This is a genomic window from Collinsella vaginalis (assembly GCF_900176655.1).
Lineage (GTDB): Bacteria > Actinomycetota > Coriobacteriia > Coriobacteriales > Coriobacteriaceae > Collinsella > Collinsella vaginalis.
On sequence record NZ_LT838842.1, the window covers coordinates 13,597 to 30,527 of the forward strand.

Sequence of the window (16,931 nt, forward strand, 5' to 3'; positions counted from 1 at the left end):
CTTTTCCCACAGGGTACCCTGAACCAGGTGATGCAACAGTATACCTTGTACTACACTGATGCGAGATGTTCTGCAGGGTTTTCGACCGTCGTGGGGAGGCGTTATGGTCGATCGAGATCGTTCCGTGAGCGAAGGGCTCGACGGGCGCGATGCCTTCGCACGTGAGGGAATTCATACGTCCTCGATGGACGCAGAGAAGGTCAGCGAGACACATGATGACCTCGTGGGTTCGTTGGCCCGGGATATGGAAACGGGCTCAGGATCCCTGCCTGACACAAACATGAGCGTCGCGGAGGGCGTCGTCAGCCCCGCCGGCGACCCTGCGGCCGCGCCATCTTCAACGAACGCCGCTCAACTCGAGGACGCCGCAGACCCCGGCACTGCGGATCTAGACGTCGCCCCGCTTTCTGACGAGGAGCGCGTCGAGATCCGCAAGCGGAATGCACTCATCCGCGCGTGGGATCGCGCCCTCAGCGATATGCGCCAGCGCTCGTACGAGGGAAAGCTCACCACACCGGCTCGATGGCGCAAGCTCTCGCTCGCCCCTGCCGGATGGAATGCCAAGGCGTTCGAGGAATCCCTGATCGACTACATCGAATCGCACGACCACGCCGACGACTCCCCCGCGCTCAATGAGCCCCCTGCACCCGCTCCCCTCGACGTGCAGCTCGAAGGCGTCGAACACACGGACGACGATCCCCTGCCTGAACTCTCCGTTGCAGATGTGGTCATGCTCTTCGGAAAAAAGACGGTCTACCTGTACTCCAAGCCGCTGCTCTCACACAGCTTCGCCCACGCCCTCTTCATGACATCCGAAGACGATGACCTCTCGACCTTCATTGACATGGTGCGCACGGAATCGCGCCTGTACCCGCGTCCCGTCTCACGCGATACCTTCATGAACCCGCCCTACCTCTGGGCGCCCTCGAAGACCGCTCAGGTGTTCGATCAGGTGGTGGCCGACGGATCATTCCCCGACATCCATGAGGTCAGAGCCAGCAACGGTGTCGTCAACTACTACTCTTCCCTATATCTCAGCGATGCCCAGGCACAGGCGCTCGCCGAGTGGTATGAGGTTGAGAAGCCGCAAAATCCCTGATGTCGACCGCAGTGTGATCTGCCTGGCCCTCGTACCGTTTTGGAAAGGAATCTCATGCCCAAGCACCTGACCGAGGACACTCCCCTCCTCCGGACCCCTGACATGTACCAGATTGAGAACGATGCCCCCATCACCGAGTACGCGAACGAGACGCTCGATCTCATCGCCGATGCACGCACCAGCGGCATCCCCGACGGTGCCAACGCGTTCTGCAGCGTGGGCAAGGAGAAGCGCGGCACGGTGCAGATGCAGCTCTTCGCACGCATCAACCCTGCAACCGACATTTTTGAACAGGTCGGCTTTCGCAGCCACGGTTGCCTGGCCGCCATCGCCTGCGCCGCAGCCATTTCGCAGATGCTGCCGGGCAAGACACTTGAAGAGGCGCTCGCGATCACACGGGACGAGATCGAAGCCGTCACCGGACCGATCCCCAAGGGCCGCGACTACACGCTGTATTTTGGGGTCGAGGCCATCAAAGCGCTGGTGGGCGACTACCTCATCCGCGAGAAGCAGCTCAAACTGGAAGCACTCGACCGAATCGTGCGCTGCGAACGCATGACGATGGAGTGCCTGCTCACTGAGAACTGCTCCCTGCGGGACAGCCGCGTTGATCTTGAGCTTGGCGAGGACTGGTAAGGAGTTTCTGAGCTGGTTGGAGGCTCTGACTGGCACATGGATCGGCGGCCATGGGCGGGATCTCTATCTCGTGGGAGATGGAGATCCCGATTTGCACAGGGTCTGGACCCATGGCCGGGACCAGTCGGCGGGCAATCCTTTCTCCTGCTTTCAGCGCGTCCAAAACCTATGATGTTGTTTGGATAGATTATTATGTGAGAGAATATATAGAATATTGAATATTTTATCAGTGGGAAACTGGAGCGTCCCATGTTTACACCTCCAAACGACTCCCCGTCCGCTCGGTCTAGTAGAAAATGTCAGATCTGAGTCATATGCAGAAGTAAAACCCCTTGGATCGTCTCAATCTAGGGCGGTCCTCGCGTCTCCCGGGGACCCTCACTCCCCCTTGTCAGCATATAAATGCCATTTATTGATTATTGTTAGATAATTTTGCGCCCCAGAAAGCCAGTTTGATGCAGATCTGACATTTTCTACTATGTCGTTATTCAAGCGCCCTAATGCACAGTTTAATTGTATTGTTTTATGCATTGTGACGTACTTTTATGCATTGAGGTCTTCTGGGGAGGACTGGGGTCCTTCCGCCATCATCAACGTCCTGGCGCGGGCCCGTTCACGCGCTCCTACGGACCGACGGCGTCCCCAATCATTCGTCTGCCACACCTGAGAGACCCGCCTCGCGCACGTACGCACTCGCAGCAGACTCACATTATCTTCCTAGCATGGGTCGGCAGATCGTCCACTCATGGCAAAGGGGTCGGGCGGCGTAGCGCCACCCGACCCCTCACCGTCTGTCACCTCAAACAAGTCGCGCTAGACAGCGGCCACGCGTCTAACGCGATGCTCCTTCAATAAAGAGATGCGCCGCTTAGAACGAGAGTCCCTCAAGCCGTTTGAACACCACGTCGACGCGGGTAAGGAAGTCCCACGGGTCGAAGATCTCATCGAGCTTCTCTGCGGGGACCGTGCAATCGGGATCAGCTTCCAAGCGCTCCCGCAGCCCCGGGCCCTCGACGGCGTTGTGCACGTCATCCCAAACCGCCATGGAGTTGCGCTGCACGATCTTATAGGCATCCTCGCGCGTGATGCCGGTGTCCACGAGCGCGAGCAGGACCTTGGAGGAGAAGATGAGCCCCCGCGTCTGGTCGAGGTTCGCCTTCATGCGCGCGGGGTAGAGGATCAAGCCATCCACCACACGGAGCATACACTGGAACATATGGTCGAGGGCGATGAAACTGTCCGCTTGGGCCACACGCTCGGCAGAGCTATGCGAGATGTCGCGCTCATGCCACAGGGCGACATTGTCGAAGGCCACCTGCGCGTTGGCCTTGACCACGCGGGAGAGGCCGCAGACCTTCTCCATGGTAATGGGGTTGCGCTTGTGCGGCATCGCCGAGCTGCCCTTCTGCCCCTTCTTGAACGGCTCCTCGGCCTCGAGCGTGTCGGTCTTCTGCAGGTTGCGGATCTCGGTGGCGATGCGCTCGAGGGTCGCGGCGCAGGTGGCGAGCACGCCGGCCAGATAGGCATGATGATCGCGACTGATGACCTGCGTGGAAAGCGGATCGTGGGCGAGTCCCAGGTGCTCGCAGACATACTCCTCAACAAAGGGGTCGATGGAGCTGTAGGTTCCAACAGCCCCAGAGATCGCCCCGAATGCGACATTCTTACGAGCGTCGGTTAGACGCTCCAGATCGCGATGCAGCTCCCAAGCCCAGCTCCCGAACTTCATACCGAAGGTCATGGGCTCAGCGTGGATACCGTGGGTGCGTCCCACGCAGAGGGTGTCGCGCTCCTCGAATGCACGGCGGAGGCAGATCTCGCCGAGGGCGCGGCAGTCGTCGATGATGAGGTCACAAGCCTGGGTGAGCTGGTAGCAGAGCGCGGTGTCACCCAGATCAGAGCTGGTCATGCCGTAGTGGACCCAGCGGCTCGGCTTCGGATCGCCCTCGGGGACCTCGGCATCGATATAGGAGCCCATATTGGTGAGGAAGGCGATGACATCGTGGTTGGTGACGGCCTCGATCTCGTCAACCTCAGCGCGGTTGAAGGCGGCGTGCGCGCGGATCCAGGCGGCCTCCTCACGGGTGATGCCGCTCTTACCAAGTTCAGCCTGGGCCTCGCAGGCGAGCACCTCGATCTCCTGCCAGACGGCGTACTTATTCTCAAGCGAGAAGATGTGGCCCATCTCCGGGCGGGTGTACCGATCGATCATGCAGATGCCTCCTGCGAGCGGCCGCAACGCGGCAGAGAATAGGGTCGTAGGTATTGTACACGGGGCGTCGGTTGGGGGCGGATCTGGCGACCCCGGCTGCGGCGTGTTCGGGCGTGCTGGACCCGCCCGCGGGCATCAGGACCATGTACGTGGCCGGCTTCCACCTCGCTTCATCATCTGGCGACCACGGCGATCGCGAGGGAACGCTCGCACCTCAGATCAAGCGTGGAAAACGTCATCTTGAGGCGGTCCTAGAGGCGATCTGCATGAAGGTACGGTCTCAAGTATGTTTTCCAGCCCATATGCGCATGACACCAAGGCACACCAGCTCACGGCCAAAACCGGCCCGCGTGCTTGAACAGCGGCCATCTTGGCTATAAGCACAAGCGTACGCACCATGACAGGAAGAAACGCTCATGAAGGAAACCGTCGACGTCACCGAGTACGCAGGCCTGATCGCAAAGGCCCTGCCGAAGGGAATCCTGCTCAACACCAAGAATGAGAAATTCAACAGCATGGTCATCGGCTGGGGTGGACTCGGCACCACATGGAGTCGACCGACGTTCACCGTACTCGTGCGTGAGAACCGTTACACGAAGGCGCCGCTCGACGCGACCGGCGAGTTCACCATCAGCGTGCCGCTCGAGAAGCCCATTCCCCTCATCACCAAGGTGTGTGGCGTGCAGTCAGGTCATGACGTCGATAAGGTCGAGGCGGCCCACCTCACCCTGGTGGAGCCCGAGGTCGTGAGCGTCCCCGCCATCAAGGAGTACCCGCTGACCCTGGAGTGCAAGGTCCTCTACGCCCAACCGCTCGACCTCTCGAAACTCCCCGACGATATCCGCGAGAAGATGTATCCGCAGGATGTGGACGGGTCGTATCACGGGGCAAACCGCGATGCCCACACCGTCTACGTGGGTGAGATCGTCGCGTCGTACCTGATCAAGTAACCGGGAGAGGAGCCACCATGACCCAGGCACCGAATACGGGAACCACCACACTCGAGACCCAGACCGCGGAGGCCGCTGCCCACAACGCCGGCGCCGACGCGTCGTACACCGCCGCCAACAGCGTCTACGACGTCGTCGTCATCGGCGGCGGCCCGGCAGGCGAGAACGCCGCGCAATACGCCGTCCAGGGCACGGACATGTCCGCCGTGATCATTGAAGGCGAGCTCCTCGGAGGCGAGTGCTCGTACTACGCCTGCATGCCTTCCAAAGCGCTGCTGCGTTCTCTCGAGGTCGCCGCGAGCGCGCGCAACCTCCCTGGCCTCACCGGCGTCACCGTCGACCGCGATGCCCTGCTGGCCCGTCGCGATGCGTGGGTCAGCCATTACGATGGCGCCAGCCAGGTCCGCTGAGCGCACGGCGTCGACCTTGAGGTCGTACGCGGCTGGGGCACGTTGGTGGGTGAGCGCCGCGTTGCCGTCGACACCCCCGAGGGCAGGCGCGTCATCGAGGCGCGTCAGGCGGTCATCCTCGCCACGGGTTCGCGTCCGGTCATCCCCGGCCCGTACCGGGAGGCCGCACCCTGGGACTCACGTGATGTCACCGCTGTGACGAAGATCCCCGAGCGCCTGGTGATCGTCGGTGGCGGTGTGGTGTCCTGCGAATCCGCCATCTGGATGGCGGCTCTGGGCAGCGAGGTCACGATGCTCGTGCGTGCGCCGCGCCTGCTGGACAGGCTCGAGCCCTTCGCCTCCGAGATCGTCAGCGAATCCCTTCAGGAGCTCGGCGTGCGCGTCCTGACCGGAACACAGGCGAAAGCCGTCTCGCGCTCAGACGTCGCCGAGGCGCCGGGGCTTGGCCGCCTTCATGATGGTGTGGTGCACGTGGAGCTCGACGGCGAGACGATCGAAGCCGACGAGCTCCTGGTCGCCACCGGTCGCAGGCCCCTGCTCGATACCGTCGGCCTTGATTCCGTTGGCCTGACGCCGGCTGACGTCACCGGCGGAAAGATGCCGGACTGGCTCTACGCGGTGGGCGACGCCAGCGGTGCCGTGCCGTTGACCCACATGGGCAAGCACCAGGCGCGCGTTATCGGAGAGCGCATCGCAGATATCGCCGCAGGGCGCGAGCCCGAGGCAGCCCCGCAAAACGTCCTCGTACCTCAGGTGATCTTCACCGATCCGCAGGTTGGCGCCGTGGGCCTGAACGAGGAGCAGGCGCGCGAGGCCGGTATCGATGTGGTGACCACCGAGGTTCCCTATACGGCGGCAGCCGGAGCCGCGCTGCTGCGTGACGGGGTGCGCGGCCGTGCGAAACTCGTCGTCGACCGGACCAGCCGGGCGATTGTAGGCGCCACCTTCGTTGGTCCCGAGGCCGGTGAGCTCATCCACGCCGCCACGATCGCCGTCACGGGAGAGGTTCCCATCGAGCGGCTGCGCCATGCTGTGCCCTCCTACTCCACTGCCAGCGAGATCTGGCTGCGGCTGATCGAAGCGCTGCCGGCTGAGATCCTGCGTCCGGGTCGCTCATAGACCGGGCGGAGAAGTTCGGGAGATGACTCTCCGCGGTGAGCTGCATCAGGGACGCACGTAGGACGGGGTTCTCGCCCGGGCCCTCCCGTGGAAATACGAGCGCTGGTCTGCAAGAGCCGGCGCTCGCTCCTTATCTGTTTTGACCGAAGAAGCGGCGCGGAATCGCTGCAACGCCGATACAGAAACAAAAAAGGCCAGAAGCGCGGGACCTCTGACCTGCATGTCATCACTGGAGCGGGTGACGGGACTCGAACCCGCGCATATCAGCTTGGGAAGCTGATGCCTTACCACTTGGCGACACCCGCGTGTGCCTGCGCACTATAGATAGCGCGTACTTGAGTATAGCCTGCGCACGATGGCCCGACAAGAAGGAAATTGCCTGCCACATGACCGTCAGGCGCCGAACGGGGCATCCGTATAAGGGTGCACCAGGCTGAGAAACCAAACGCATGTATATGACCGAGAACGACGAGGTTACCCCACTGCTGTGCCGTCGTATTTCCTGCAATACAAAGCGACATTTCCATAACTAATGTTCAATATATGTAACTTTGTCGGGGTTCTGCTCGCTTTATCGCAGGGCCAGGCGTTCGAAAGACGGTAGACAGGTATCAAGAACAGAACGGAAGGGGCGAAGGCATGCAAGATGTCCTCACATATTTCTCGGCAAACGGCGCTGAGTTCTTGCGGCTGCTCCTCGAGCACATCGAGGTAAGCACCCTGGCCCTGGCCGTCGCGAGCGTCATCGCCGTTCCCTTGGGGATTCTATGCTCAAGCCACCCGGTGATCGAGCGCATCTCGGTTGGCACCCCGAGCATCCTCCGTGTCATTCCGAGCCTCGCTATCCTGATCTTCCTCGTCCCCCTTCTCGGTACCGGCACCTTGCCCGCCCTGGTCGCCCTCTCTGTGCTCGCCATCCCTCCCACCCTTGTCAACACCTCCCTCGCCTTCCGCGAGCTCCCCGAGGATGTGCTCGAGGCGGCCCGCGGCATGGGCATGGGTCCCGCCAGACTGTTCTGGACCATCAAGATCCCTCTCGCCTTCCCTGCCGCCTTCGCGGGGTTCCGCACAGCGGCAACCGAGGTGGTTGCCAGCGCGACCCTCGCCGCCTACATAGGAGGTGGCGGCCTCGGCGAGATCATCTTCACCGGCATGGGACTCATGCGCACCGATCTCCTCCTGGTTGGCGGCGTCTCCGTTGCCGTGCTCTCACCCGCCGTCAGTTCGGGGCTATCGCACTTGCAGGCTTCGGGACCGTAGCGGTCCCCTTGGGCCTCTCGGCCTGCTCGTCCTCTAGTCGAGCGGCGGCTCGGCCGGCGCCGGATCGCTCGGTACCGTCGTCGTCGGATCGAAGGACTTCACCGAAGGCGAGATCCTCTCCGAACTCTGCGCGCTCGCCCTGGAGCATGTCGGGTTCAGCGTCACCCGCACCTTCGACATCTCAAGCTCGGTGATCCACACGGCCATCACATCAGGCGACATCGACCTGTACCCCGAGTACACCGGAACCGCCCTGATCAGCATCCTGAAAGACGCCGTCGAAACCGACCCGGAGAAGGCGTACGAGAGGGTCAAGGAGCAATATCTGGAGCAGTTCGACCTCGAGGTCCTCAACCGTGCCGAGGCCACGGACTCGCAGGGGCTCGTCATCGCCACCAGGGCGGCTAAGCAGTACGGGATCTCCACCATCTCCGAGCTCCAGCAGCACGCCTCCGACCTCCGTTTTGCCTCCCAAGGAGAGTTCGACGAGCGCGAGGACGGCATGCCAGCCCTCGAGCAGACCTACGGGCCCTTCGCGTGGAAGTCGAGCCGCGTATACGACAACAGCCTGAAGTACGAGGTTCTGAAGAACGACGAAGCTGATGTTGCACCCGCCTACACCACCGAGGGTCGCCTCACCGAGACCGACACCTACACCCTCCTCGAGGACGACAAGCACGTCTGGCCTCCCTACAACGTGATCCCCGTCGTGCGGGCATCGGTGCTCAGCGAGCACCCCGAGATCTCAGCCGCCTTGAACGCCGTGCTCACCACCTCTGAGCTCACCAAGCTCAACACCGAGGTCGATATCGACAAGGAGGACTTCGAGGGCGTCGCCGCCACGTACTTCGATGACAACATCAAAGACCAGCTCTAAGACAGGAGCGGAAGGAACCGGCCATGGTCACCGCCGTTGAATTCAAAAACGTCTCGAAGCGCTTCGAGGGCATGCCCCATCCCGCGCTCAACCGTGTGAACCTCACGATCGAACGGGGCGAGCTCGTCTGTGTGCTCGGCACCTCGGGCGGTGGCAAGTCCACCTTCATCAAGCTCATCAACCGACTCCATGATCCCGACGAGGGCGCGGTGCTCGTGGAGGGCCGCGATGTGCACGAGGTCGATCCGGTGGAGCTCAGGCGCGGTATCGGCTACGTGATCCAGCAGATCGGCCTCTTCCCGCACATGACGGTCAGGGACAACGTCGCGACGGTGCCGAAGATCCTCAAGTGGGACCAAACCCGCATCGACGAGCGCGTCGACTACCTGCTTGGCCTTGTGGACCTCGATCCCGACGAGTTTCGCGACCGCTATCCCTCCCAGCTCTCCGGCGGCCAGCAGCAGCGCGTCGGCATCGCCCGCGCACTCGCCGCGAAGCCCGAGATCATGCTCTTCGATGAGCCCTTCGGGGCACTCGATGCCATCACGCGCGCAACGCTCCAAGACGAGCTGCTGCGCATCCACCGCGGATCGAACAAGACCTTCATCTTCGTGACCCATGACGTCGCGGAGGCATTCAAGCTTGGTACCAAGGTGCTCGTGCTCGACCAGGGCAAGGTGCAGCAGTACGATCGACCTGAGATCATCAGAACGCAGCCGGCAAACCCCTTTGTGCGGGAGCTCCCGGAAGCCGGGGGCTGGCTGACGCCGGGCATCACGGAGCCGGGGACGGTGGCCTGATGGCCGACTACCTCACCTACTGGTCGCGACATGCGGACAAGTTCAGCGAAGCCCTTATCGAGCACCTGATACTCGTCGGAATTGTCCTCGCATGCTCTCTGGGTGTCGCCATCGTGATAACCCTGCTGCTGAGACGGTCTCAGCGTGTGGGGCAGTTCGTCCTGTCGGTGCTCGGCGCGGTCTACACCATCCCGAGTCTCGCCCTGTTCCCCCCTGCTCATACCGCTGACCGGTCTGGGGTTCACCACGGCGGTCGCCGTCATGGTCGCCTACAATCAGTTCCTGCTCGTGCGCAACTTCACCGAGGGGCTCGAAAGCGTTGACCCCGCCATCATCGAGGCTGCACGCGGTATGGGCATGAGTGACCGGCAGATCCTCGTGAAGGTGCAGCTCCCGCTCGCGCTCCCCCTCATCCTCGCCGGCATCCGCTTGGCCGCGATCTCGACGATCGGCATCGCGACCATCGCCGCCACCATCAACGCCGGGGGGCTCGGCGAGATACTCTTCAGCGGTCTCAGAACCATGAACGAGTACAAGATCGTCGGCGGGACCCTGCTCTGCGCGGGGCTGGCGGCCGTCGTGCACCTCGGCCTATCGGGGCTCGAGACGGTGTTGAGAACGCATGTGACGCACAGGCCGTGAGCGGCCGTCCATCCGCGGGCCGATCACGATCGGTTTGCCGCTTTTCTGCTCGATCCTGAAATATGCGTTTCCAGTGCATACAAGATGAACGCCCGGGCATCAGATTCACAGGAGCGCCCCGCAGGCGCGCCTTCAGTCTGAACCGCACCGTGTCGTCTTGATTGGAGAAGCCCATGAGCACCATTTACGATTTCAGCATCAAGGACCGCGAGGGCAAGGATGTAAGCCTCGCCGATTACAAGGGCAAGGTCCTGCTCGTGGTGAACACCGCCACGGAGTGCGGCTTCACCCCAACCTATGCTGATCTGCAGAAACTCTACGAAGAGCTCGCTGACAAGGGACTTGAGATCATCGACCTCCCGTGCAACCAGTTTGGCGAGCAGGCCCCAGGCAGCGCAGACGAGATCCACACCTTCTGCACCGGCCGCTTCGGCGTGACCTTCCCGCAGTTTGAGAAAATCGAGGTCAACGGCGAGAACGAGAGCGAGCTGTACACCTGGCTGAAAAGCCAGCGCGGCTTCGCCGGCTTCGACCCCAACCACCGAATCACCCCGAAGCTCGTCGAGATCCTCAGCGCGGCAGACCCAGACTGGGAGAAGTCATCTGACATCAAATGGAACTTCACCAAGTTCCTGATCGACCGCGAGGGCAATGTCGTTGAGCGCTTTGAGCCCACGGCCGACGTTGAGACCGTGGTGAAGCCCGCGGTGGAAAAGCTGCTCTAACGAACATAAAGCCGTTGAGAGCTTGAAATGAGGTACAGCGCCGATCCGAGACGTCTTGGATCGGCGCTGTACCTTTAGACCGCAGGGATTGTTCGACTGGACAAAAAGCTTAAAATATCACCGGTTTTAGTCATATTTCGGGTCTTCTCAACAGCTGCTTGATCCTTCCCAATATCGATAATGCAGCCAAGATGGGCGACGTACTGACTGACATCTTTTACGGCAAAACAAAACATCAGGTACACAAGGTTGCTTGTCTCTTTAAACTTTATCCCATCCCTGCAAACTAGCAGGCTTAAGCAGTCTCGGTTCACCCCGTCATACGGAGCTGCATGGGCGAGGGCGACACCGTTCCCCACCACAAAGTAATCCCCATATTCCTTTACGTTGTCGATCATCGCATCTACGTAATGGCGGTCAATATCGCCGGTCTGAATCAGAGGCTCCGCAGCCTGCTTAATACCCTCTTCCCACGTAAGAGTCCCGCTGTATAGAATTCGAATTTTCTCTTGTCGCAACAGTCCGGCAAGTTCGTTCTGCTCCAACCGCACATTCGCCTGATAATATGCATCGAATGTATTGTGCACTGCTGATTGAAGATTTTGGGCAAGGTCCTTATCTACCACGTTTGCCTGGATAAAGCTGTCCAGCATGTCTCTATGAGCTCCAGTCGCCCCTCCTCTCTCTTGTAAAGCGGCTTTCTGAATTCGATTCAGATCGTCCATCCCAAGAAATGGACGAACCTTTATTACCTTGATTTGGTCGGCTGGAATGAACACCGTCGAGATAATCAAGTCTACATGGATGTCCTTCCGCTCTATTACATCGAGTATTTCTCTTGCAGAGAACAATCCAACGATTTTGAAATCGAAGTACGTTTTTATCTGAGCCTCAAGGTATTTCCCCGTCGCGACACTAGACGGACAGGCGATCGCAACTGAGAGTCGATTTGAAATTTGACGGTTTCTGATAATCGCAGCACAGATATGTATAACTATTGATCTCTTCACGTTGATGCTCAGTGAGTGGGAGAGCTGCTCTTCAAGTATCCACACATATCGATCGACGAGCATTTCAAGTCGCTTGTAGTCAATCCCCGTGCTCTCAGTGGGCAGTTCGATTTCGATAGAGCCCCAGTCCTTGATACTCATAATATGGGCGAGAAGCGCTTCAACGAGTACACTGTCTTGGGATATTTGATACGGTCCCTCGGAGTCAATAGCCGACAAAAACGGGAGATCGCCATACAGAAATCAATCTGATCAACGCTCTTGATAAACCTAGAGAGACCGTTCCTTTCTAGATACTTCCTAAATCTAGCGACTGTCTCAGCAGAGACCGAAGCGCCCAGCTTATATCCAACGTAATACAGCACAAGCGCTGCATCTGAAGGCTCCGAAGGTGTTGTCCTCAAGCCCTCATCACGTCCATCCTGACCAAAAAAATTCACCGCGACAAAGATGTAAAGAACTACGTTGTAAAGATCAGAGTCCATGAGAACGAGCTTGTTCACATCCATGAACTCGCGAACACTTTCAAAAATAGCCGAGTAGCTGAACCGAGGGGAAAACTTCCCGAGAACCAAGCGCTGAAAGAACCCTTCCCCCTCGGTATTGCTTGCGACCGATCTGTAGAGGTCGAAGAGAAGCTCGAAGCGCTGGCCCTCGGAGCATGAAAGCTCCATCCCCTTTCCTGGAACTAAGGCCAGCTCCGCACCATATTCCGCGATCTCCTTATCTAAAACCTCGATATCTGCCACCACTGTGTTCCGTGCTACGCAGAGCTCATTTGCAATGGCTTGCATTGTGCAGTATCCATCTGCTGAAAGCAGGGATGCAACGATGTAGATTCGCCTTTCTTCTGCAGATAGACGGTATGAGTAGGTGTCGAGCGATTTAAGAGATGAGAGCACTGCAGCGGGCGAGATACCGCCCGTCAATCCCAAGCTACCATCGTGATTAGTTAGTATCCTGCCTGCTATCTGCCTAGACTTAAGGAAACTGTTTATCTCCTTGAGATCATTCTTGATGGTCCGCTCTGATACACCGTATTGAGTGGAAAACCTCTCTATGGTTGTCGATGCACTGGGGTGGCAGACAACCTGCTCAAGAATCTCAGTGCTCCTCTTCCTCATCTCGCGCCTCAACACCCCTCTATGCACAGCGCGTCACGCAGGTTGTCCTTTAATCCGCGCAACTCATTCCCACATTAAGCTCCCGTGAAAGCAGTGCTGGTATTTTATCGATCGGAGCTTCACAGAAGCGCTCGAGTGCCGAGCGATCCATAAGCATGGTCATGAGGCGCTGAAGAAATTGCAGGTGGTCATCAGCCTTAAGTGCAAGATTGAACACGTAGCGTGTATTGACCACCTGCTCATCGTCATCCATACGCCTGAAGGACACGGGCTGTTTAAGCTTGAGGAAGCAGATGCAATTCTCTTTGATATGTCGACTCATGCAGTGGGGCATTGCAACAGGAACCTCGCTGGGAAGACCGGTTGGATATTCGATTTCCCGCTTAATGCATTCGTCGATAAATCCAGGCTCTGCATAGCCAGCCTCCACGATGCGACTGCCGCACATTCGAATTGCCTCCTCCCAGTCTTCAGCAGCTCCTTCAGTAGCCAAGCACTCCGTTTTCATTGACATATCTCTACCTCATGCTATCCAATAAGCCTGTGGACCAGAGAAAGCAGGATGTCTGCCAGGTTAAACCCGAAGAATCCATCAGTAGCGGCGCTGCCACCGAGATCGACCCCTGTCACCGAAAGAAATGCGGTCGCCTCAGGAACGAACAGATTGGCAAAAAATGCAATAAGAAACATGCTAACAATCGAGCAGATGAGGCTTCGGACTAAGTTTCCATTGCTCGCCATAACGCAGAATACCGTGGTGTAGCACACGATTGTCAACAAGCCAATCGGAAAATAGGTCATTCCCGGAATAATAAAGGCGAACAGGATTGTGATCGGCAAGCAAATCGCCGTGCAAGTTACGCATGCCGGATCACCAAGGCCGAGGGCGACATCCATTCCGATCCACAGCTCTGCATCCTCACCCACGTGCTTTTTCATGAAGGAACTGGCGGCGTTCCCGATAGGCGTCATGCCCTCCATCATTACGGTGACCATGCGAGGGACCAGGATGAGCACGCTTGCGATCCCCATACCAATAGATAGGGTCGTGGAGACGGTCTGCTGCGTGAGAACACCCAAGATGATGCCGACGAACAGCCCGATAAATGCTGACTCACCAAATGGACCAAGCTTGTTCTCGAGTTGATCCATATTGATATCGAGGTCTTTAAAGCCTGGGATGCGATCAAACACCCTATTGAGGAGCCACGAGAGAGGGTACATGAACGTTATGAACGAGAATGTCGAGCATGTGGTTCCCTCAAGCCCGAAGTACTCCTGCCACTTTGGGGCAATCATCTCTGCAACCAGAAGATCAATAACATAAAGGGAGACTGCGACAAGCAGCCCGATCACAACGTTTCCCCACAGCGCGTATGCAAGGCCAGCTGGGATGAGGAAGTGAATGAAGTTCCACATGTCAACATTGAATACTTTGCGCTTAAATACAAATATCAGTATGAAATTCGCAAGAACAAACAACGGTACGCATAGCGGCGCAAACGGGGTTGTCCAAGAGGCGGCACCTGTTACCGCAAATCCAAGATCTAACGTTGTGAATCCTGAACCCATGGCTGCATAGTAATCGGAAACAGGTTTGATCGTTGTGGTAAGCAAACCAACCACGAGATTCAGTCCATTAAAGCCGATGCCGACCATCAAGCCCGCCTTTAAAGCTTGACCAAACTTCATGCCAAAAACTAGGCCCAGGATAAGAATGAAGATCGGAAGTAGAACTACTGCCCCCATGTTAATAATGGATTGCGTTACCTCTAGCAAAGTGTCCATTATTATCTCCTTTTTTTGTTTGAAAATCAGCTTTCATTCAGAAGACGCGTGCAGGTGTCGACGATCTCTTTTTCGACCGACTCTTGGTTAATCCCAGAGATGAGGCCGAACACCTTTATCAGGGGCTTCGTCACCGGTTTGCGGTAATTCGTTGTGACCATAATCACATCGACAATATCCTGCATGCTCTGGATCTCGTTCATCGTCGATTTGGTAATGCTGATCGGTATTCCAGCTTGTTTGCAGATTCGCTTCACAGCTTCCTGAGCAACCGTTGATGTTGCGACGCCGCTGCCACAGGCAACCAGCACCTTAAGCTCACTTTTTGGCATAGTAATCCCCAATCCTAAAAATCAATTGGAACTAAGAGGGTGCGGTGACTAGGGATGTAGAACGACTTTGATGGCCTTCCCGCTGCGAGTCAGCTCAATCCCTTGATTTACCTCAGACAGAGGGAGGGTGTGGGTGATGAAATCTTCTGCATTAAAACTGTCAGAGATGGCAAGTTCAAACGCACGCTGGACCTGACAACTACTCGCACCATAATGACCATAGATCCACAAGTTCCAATAGTGAATATGGTTGGTATCAATCTCTGTCAGAGATCCCTTGGGCACTCCACCGAAAAACACAACAATGCCGCCCTTTTTCGCCATAAAGATAGATTGAGCCTGTGCTTTCGTTGACGGGTTAGCAGAGATGACTTTATCGGCTCCCTGTCCATCTGTGAGACGCTTGATCTCCTCAATTGGATCGGTTTTCAGGCTGTTGATGGACTCATCAACCCCGAAACGCTTTGCCATTGCAAGACGGTCATCATTGATCTCGACCATGATCACGCGTTTTGCACCACGCAGCTTTGCAAGTTTTGCATGAAAGCACCCGATGGGACCCGCACCGATGATAACAACGGTATCCCCTAGGGTAACGTCTATGTTCTCCTGGCAAGCAAACACTGATGAAAGGGGCTCTCCGAGCGACGCCCGATCAAAACTGACCCCGTCTGGAATTCGGAAGATCGAATCGCGTTCGACCTGTTCCCGCGTAACTGGCACGAACTCTGCAAAGCCGCCCTGTCGGCCGGTATAGTCTCCTCCATTTTCACAGTTCTCGCTGTGCCCTGAGCGACATGGCTCGCATTTCAGGCAATGATCAACAGGATAGATGTAAAGGCGATCGCCAAGCTGATATTCAGTGCAATTAGGAGCTACCTCATCCACAACACCTGTAATCTCATGCCCGTAGATATGGGGGTAGTCGCCTTTTCGCGAATCTGTTGTCAGGTTTCTAATATCTGACCCACACAGACCAATTGCAACGACCTTGAGGATAAATCCTCCATCGGGCACCGCGGGCCTTTCAACTTCTTCGAAGCGAATATCAGATGGGCCGTACATCACTGCTGCCTTCATTTTTCTTCCTCCTGCCTGATTTTGATAACAACGCGCCAATCAGCACAAATTAGTGGTTCTGATTCCGCGCACGGGCCCTGTTTCGCCGGCTACCCGGATGATTCTCATAGAGCGATTCGAGCTTCTCGCTTGTGATGTCATGTACCGGTCCGATTTCTTTGGCGATGTGGTAGATCTTGAGGACTTCCTCCGCCGCTTCGACGATTTTGCACGCGTCCTCAAGGCTTTGCCCAATGGCAATACAGCCATGATTTCCAAGAAGCACGAGGTCATGGTCCTGCATAGCCTCTTCAATTCCATCTGCGATATGTATCGTTCCGGGCTCGCCGTAGGGCAAGCAGGGAATCGATTCGAATACAAGCGAAAACGTCGTTGAGCATTTAATCTCAATCGGTTTATTGCAATATGCATAAGCACTTAGATACGGTGCGTGGATATGTGCAACCGCCGCACAATCAGGACGAGCTGCGAGAGCGGCCTCATGCAGAAGATACTCGCTGGATCGTTTATACTCCCCAGCAATCTGTTTCCCGCCTTCCATGACAGCAATCATATCCTCATCGAGCATGCTTTTTCGAATACCTGAAGGTGTAATATACAAATATCCGGTATCTCTATCCAATACTGATAAGTTTCCTTCGAGAGTATTTACGAGACCTTTCCTATCCATTATTTTCGAATACGTCACGACCTCTTTCTTTAATGCATGAGATTGCGGTTCCATACAACTCATCCCCCTCAGTCAAAAATTCTCCTCACAAGCTTGAATGTGAGGTACTCGTTGATCTGATTCTGTGATTCAAGTTTGTTTCTCTCAATCCAAATCTCATTCCAGTGCATGGAAAGAAACCGTATGAGGAACCCGTA

At 57.2% G+C, this 16,931-nt stretch carries 17 protein-coding genes, 1 tRNA gene and 1 pseudogene; 10 read left to right on the forward strand and 9 right to left on the reverse strand.

Going from position 1 to position 16,931, the window contains the following annotated elements:
• The first annotated feature begins 280 nt into the window (after positions 1 to 280).
• Positions 281 to 1,099, forward strand: a complete 819-nt coding sequence (locus CAP13_RS00055) for a hypothetical protein (protein WP_179184857.1) — start codon at positions 281 to 283, stop codon at positions 1,097 to 1,099.
• 54 nt (positions 1,100 to 1,153) lie between these two features.
• Entirely contained in the window at positions 1,154 to 1,735 is a 582-nt protein-coding gene (locus CAP13_RS00060) for an iron-sulfur cluster assembly scaffold protein (RefSeq protein ID WP_085829651.1), read from the forward strand.
• 868 nt (positions 1,736 to 2,603) lie between these two features.
• On the opposite strand, the gene purB is transcribed toward CAP13_RS00060, so the two are convergent.
• A complete protein-coding gene (gene purB / locus CAP13_RS00065) occupies positions 2,604 to 3,947 on the reverse strand; it encodes an adenylosuccinate lyase (RefSeq protein ID WP_085829652.1) in 1,344 nt (447 codons plus the stop codon).
• A 416-nt stretch (positions 3,948 to 4,363) separates the two neighbouring features.
• On the opposite strand from purB, the gene CAP13_RS00070 reads away from it, so the two are divergent.
• From CAP13_RS00070 to CAP13_RS10155, 3 genes and pseudogenes are all read left to right on the forward strand, one after another.
• Positions 4,364 to 4,897, forward strand: coding sequence for a flavin reductase family protein (locus CAP13_RS00070; RefSeq protein WP_085829653.1), 534 nt, complete (start codon positions 4,364 to 4,366; stop codon positions 4,895 to 4,897).
• Positions 4,898 to 4,914: 17 nt separating this feature from the next.
• Positions 4,915 to 5,964: pseudogene (locus CAP13_RS10150) on the forward strand (FAD-dependent oxidoreductase); the annotation flags it as partial.
• The gene (locus CAP13_RS10155; protein WP_245798855.1) at positions 5,962 to 6,426 is read left to right on the forward strand and encodes a hypothetical protein; all 465 of its coding nucleotides are present in this window, start codon (positions 5,962 to 5,964) and stop codon (positions 6,424 to 6,426) included. The pseudogene CAP13_RS10150 and the gene CAP13_RS10155, both read left to right, overlap by 3 nt.
• A 230-nt stretch (positions 6,427 to 6,656) precedes the next feature.
• Here CAP13_RS10155 and CAP13_RS00080 read toward each other — a convergent pair.
• Positions 6,657 to 6,731, reverse strand: a tRNA-Gly gene (locus CAP13_RS00080).
• A 334-nt stretch (positions 6,732 to 7,065) separates the two neighbouring features.
• Here CAP13_RS00080 and CAP13_RS00085 point away from each other — a divergent pair.
• The 5 genes from CAP13_RS00085 to CAP13_RS00105 all read left to right on the forward strand — a co-directional run bounded on the left by CAP13_RS00085 (position 7,066) and on the right by CAP13_RS00105 (position 10,730).
• Positions 7,066 to 7,686, forward strand: coding sequence for an ABC transporter permease (locus CAP13_RS00085; protein ID WP_085829654.1), 621 nt, complete (start codon positions 7,066 to 7,068; stop codon positions 7,684 to 7,686).
• A gap of 112 nt (positions 7,687 to 7,798) precedes the next feature.
• Positions 7,799 to 8,563, forward strand: coding sequence for a glycine betaine ABC transporter substrate-binding protein (locus tag CAP13_RS00090; protein WP_085829655.1), 765 nt, complete (start codon positions 7,799 to 7,801; stop codon positions 8,561 to 8,563).
• Positions 8,564 to 8,586: 23 nt separating this feature from the next.
• On the forward strand, positions 8,587 to 9,363 hold the full coding sequence (locus tag CAP13_RS00095) for an ABC transporter ATP-binding protein (RefSeq protein ID WP_085829656.1): 777 nt from the start codon (positions 8,587 to 8,589) through the stop codon (positions 9,361 to 9,363).
• 261 nt (positions 9,364 to 9,624) lie between these two features.
• The gene (locus CAP13_RS10160; protein ID WP_245798835.1) at positions 9,625 to 10,005 is read left to right on the forward strand and encodes an ABC transporter permease; all 381 of its coding nucleotides are present in this window, start codon (positions 9,625 to 9,627) and stop codon (positions 10,003 to 10,005) included.
• Positions 10,006 to 10,178: 173 nt separating this feature from the next.
• The gene (locus CAP13_RS00105; protein ID WP_085829657.1) at positions 10,179 to 10,730 is read left to right on the forward strand and encodes a glutathione peroxidase; all 552 of its coding nucleotides are present in this window, start codon (positions 10,179 to 10,181) and stop codon (positions 10,728 to 10,730) included.
• 74 nt (positions 10,731 to 10,804) lie between these two features.
• Here CAP13_RS00105 and CAP13_RS00110 read toward each other — a convergent pair whose 3' ends face one another.
• The 7 genes from CAP13_RS00110 to CAP13_RS00140 are packed head-to-tail and all read right to left on the reverse strand — an operon-like array spanning position 10,805 to position 16,788.
• Entirely contained in the window at positions 10,805 to 11,881 is a 1,077-nt protein-coding gene (locus tag CAP13_RS00110; protein WP_085829658.1) for a PTS sugar transporter subunit IIA, read from the reverse strand.
• A complete protein-coding gene (locus CAP13_RS00115) occupies positions 11,878 to 12,864 on the reverse strand; it encodes a BglG family transcription antiterminator (protein WP_143764851.1) in 987 nt (328 codons plus the stop codon). The genes CAP13_RS00110 and CAP13_RS00115 overlap by 4 nt, the downstream gene beginning before the upstream one ends.
• A gap of 49 nt (positions 12,865 to 12,913) precedes the next feature.
• Positions 12,914 to 13,357 (reverse strand): PTS sugar transporter subunit IIA, encoded by a 444-nt coding sequence (locus tag CAP13_RS00120; RefSeq protein WP_218775279.1) that lies wholly within the window; start codon positions 13,355 to 13,357, stop codon positions 12,914 to 12,916.
• Positions 13,358 to 13,392: 35 nt separating this feature from the next.
• Positions 13,393 to 14,652 (reverse strand): PTS transporter subunit IIC, encoded by a 1,260-nt coding sequence (locus CAP13_RS00125; protein WP_085829661.1) that lies wholly within the window; start codon positions 14,650 to 14,652, stop codon positions 13,393 to 13,395.
• 26 nt (positions 14,653 to 14,678) lie between these two features.
• Entirely contained in the window at positions 14,679 to 14,984 is a 306-nt protein-coding gene (locus CAP13_RS00130) for a PTS sugar transporter subunit IIB (RefSeq protein ID WP_085829662.1), read from the reverse strand.
• Positions 14,985 to 15,032: 48 nt separating this feature from the next.
• Positions 15,033 to 16,064, reverse strand: coding sequence for a zinc-binding dehydrogenase (locus tag CAP13_RS00135; RefSeq protein ID WP_085829663.1), 1,032 nt, complete (start codon positions 16,062 to 16,064; stop codon positions 15,033 to 15,035).
• A gap of 49 nt (positions 16,065 to 16,113) precedes the next feature.
• Complete coding sequence (locus CAP13_RS00140) at positions 16,114 to 16,788, reverse strand: class II aldolase/adducin family protein (RefSeq protein WP_085829664.1); 675 nt, start codon at positions 16,786 to 16,788, stop codon at positions 16,114 to 16,116.
• Between the last annotated feature and the right edge of the window lie 143 nt (positions 16,789 to 16,931).

Bases quoted from the DNA above. Each gene is read 5' to 3' on its own strand.
- CAP13_RS00125 (WP_085829661.1), bottom strand. From the start codon at position 14,652: ATGGACACTTTGCTAGAGGTAACGCAATCCATTATTAACATGGGGGCA.
- CAP13_RS10155 (WP_245798855.1), top strand. From the start codon at position 5,962: ATGGGCAAGCACCAGGCGCGCGTTATCGGAGAGCGCATCGCAGATATC.
- CAP13_RS00105 (WP_085829657.1), top strand. From the start codon at position 10,179: ATGAGCACCATTTACGATTTCAGCATCAAGGACCGCGAGGGCAAGGAT.
- CAP13_RS00095 (WP_085829656.1), top strand. From the start codon at position 8,587: ATGGTCACCGCCGTTGAATTCAAAAACGTCTCGAAGCGCTTCGAGGGC.
- CAP13_RS10160 (WP_245798835.1), top strand. From the start codon at position 9,625: ATGGTCGCCTACAATCAGTTCCTGCTCGTGCGCAACTTCACCGAGGGG.
- CAP13_RS00140 (WP_085829664.1), bottom strand. From the start codon at position 16,788: ATGGAACCGCAATCTCATGCATTAAAGAAAGAGGTCGTGACGTATTCG.
- CAP13_RS00055 (WP_179184857.1), top strand. From the start codon at position 281: ATGAGCGTCGCGGAGGGCGTCGTCAGCCCCGCCGGCGACCCTGCGGCC.
- CAP13_RS00130 (WP_085829662.1), bottom strand. From the start codon at position 14,984: ATGCCAAAAAGTGAGCTTAAGGTGCTGGTTGCCTGTGGCAGCGGCGTC.
- CAP13_RS00110 (WP_085829658.1), bottom strand. From the start codon at position 11,881: ATGAGTATCAAGGACTGGGGCTCTATCGAAATCGAACTGCCCACTGAG.
- CAP13_RS00060 (WP_085829651.1), top strand. From the start codon at position 1,154: ATGCCCAAGCACCTGACCGAGGACACTCCCCTCCTCCGGACCCCTGAC.
- CAP13_RS00070 (WP_085829653.1), top strand. From the start codon at position 4,364: ATGAAGGAAACCGTCGACGTCACCGAGTACGCAGGCCTGATCGCAAAG.
- CAP13_RS00085 (WP_085829654.1), top strand. From the start codon at position 7,066: ATGCAAGATGTCCTCACATATTTCTCGGCAAACGGCGCTGAGTTCTTG.
- purB (WP_085829652.1), bottom strand. From the start codon at position 3,947: ATGATCGATCGGTACACCCGCCCGGAGATGGGCCACATCTTCTCGCTT.
- CAP13_RS00115 (WP_143764851.1), bottom strand. From the start codon at position 12,864: ATGAGGAAGAGGAGCACTGAGATTCTTGAGCAGGTTGTCTGCCACCCC.
- CAP13_RS00135 (WP_085829663.1), bottom strand. From the start codon at position 16,064: ATGAAGGCAGCAGTGATGTACGGCCCATCTGATATTCGCTTCGAAGAA.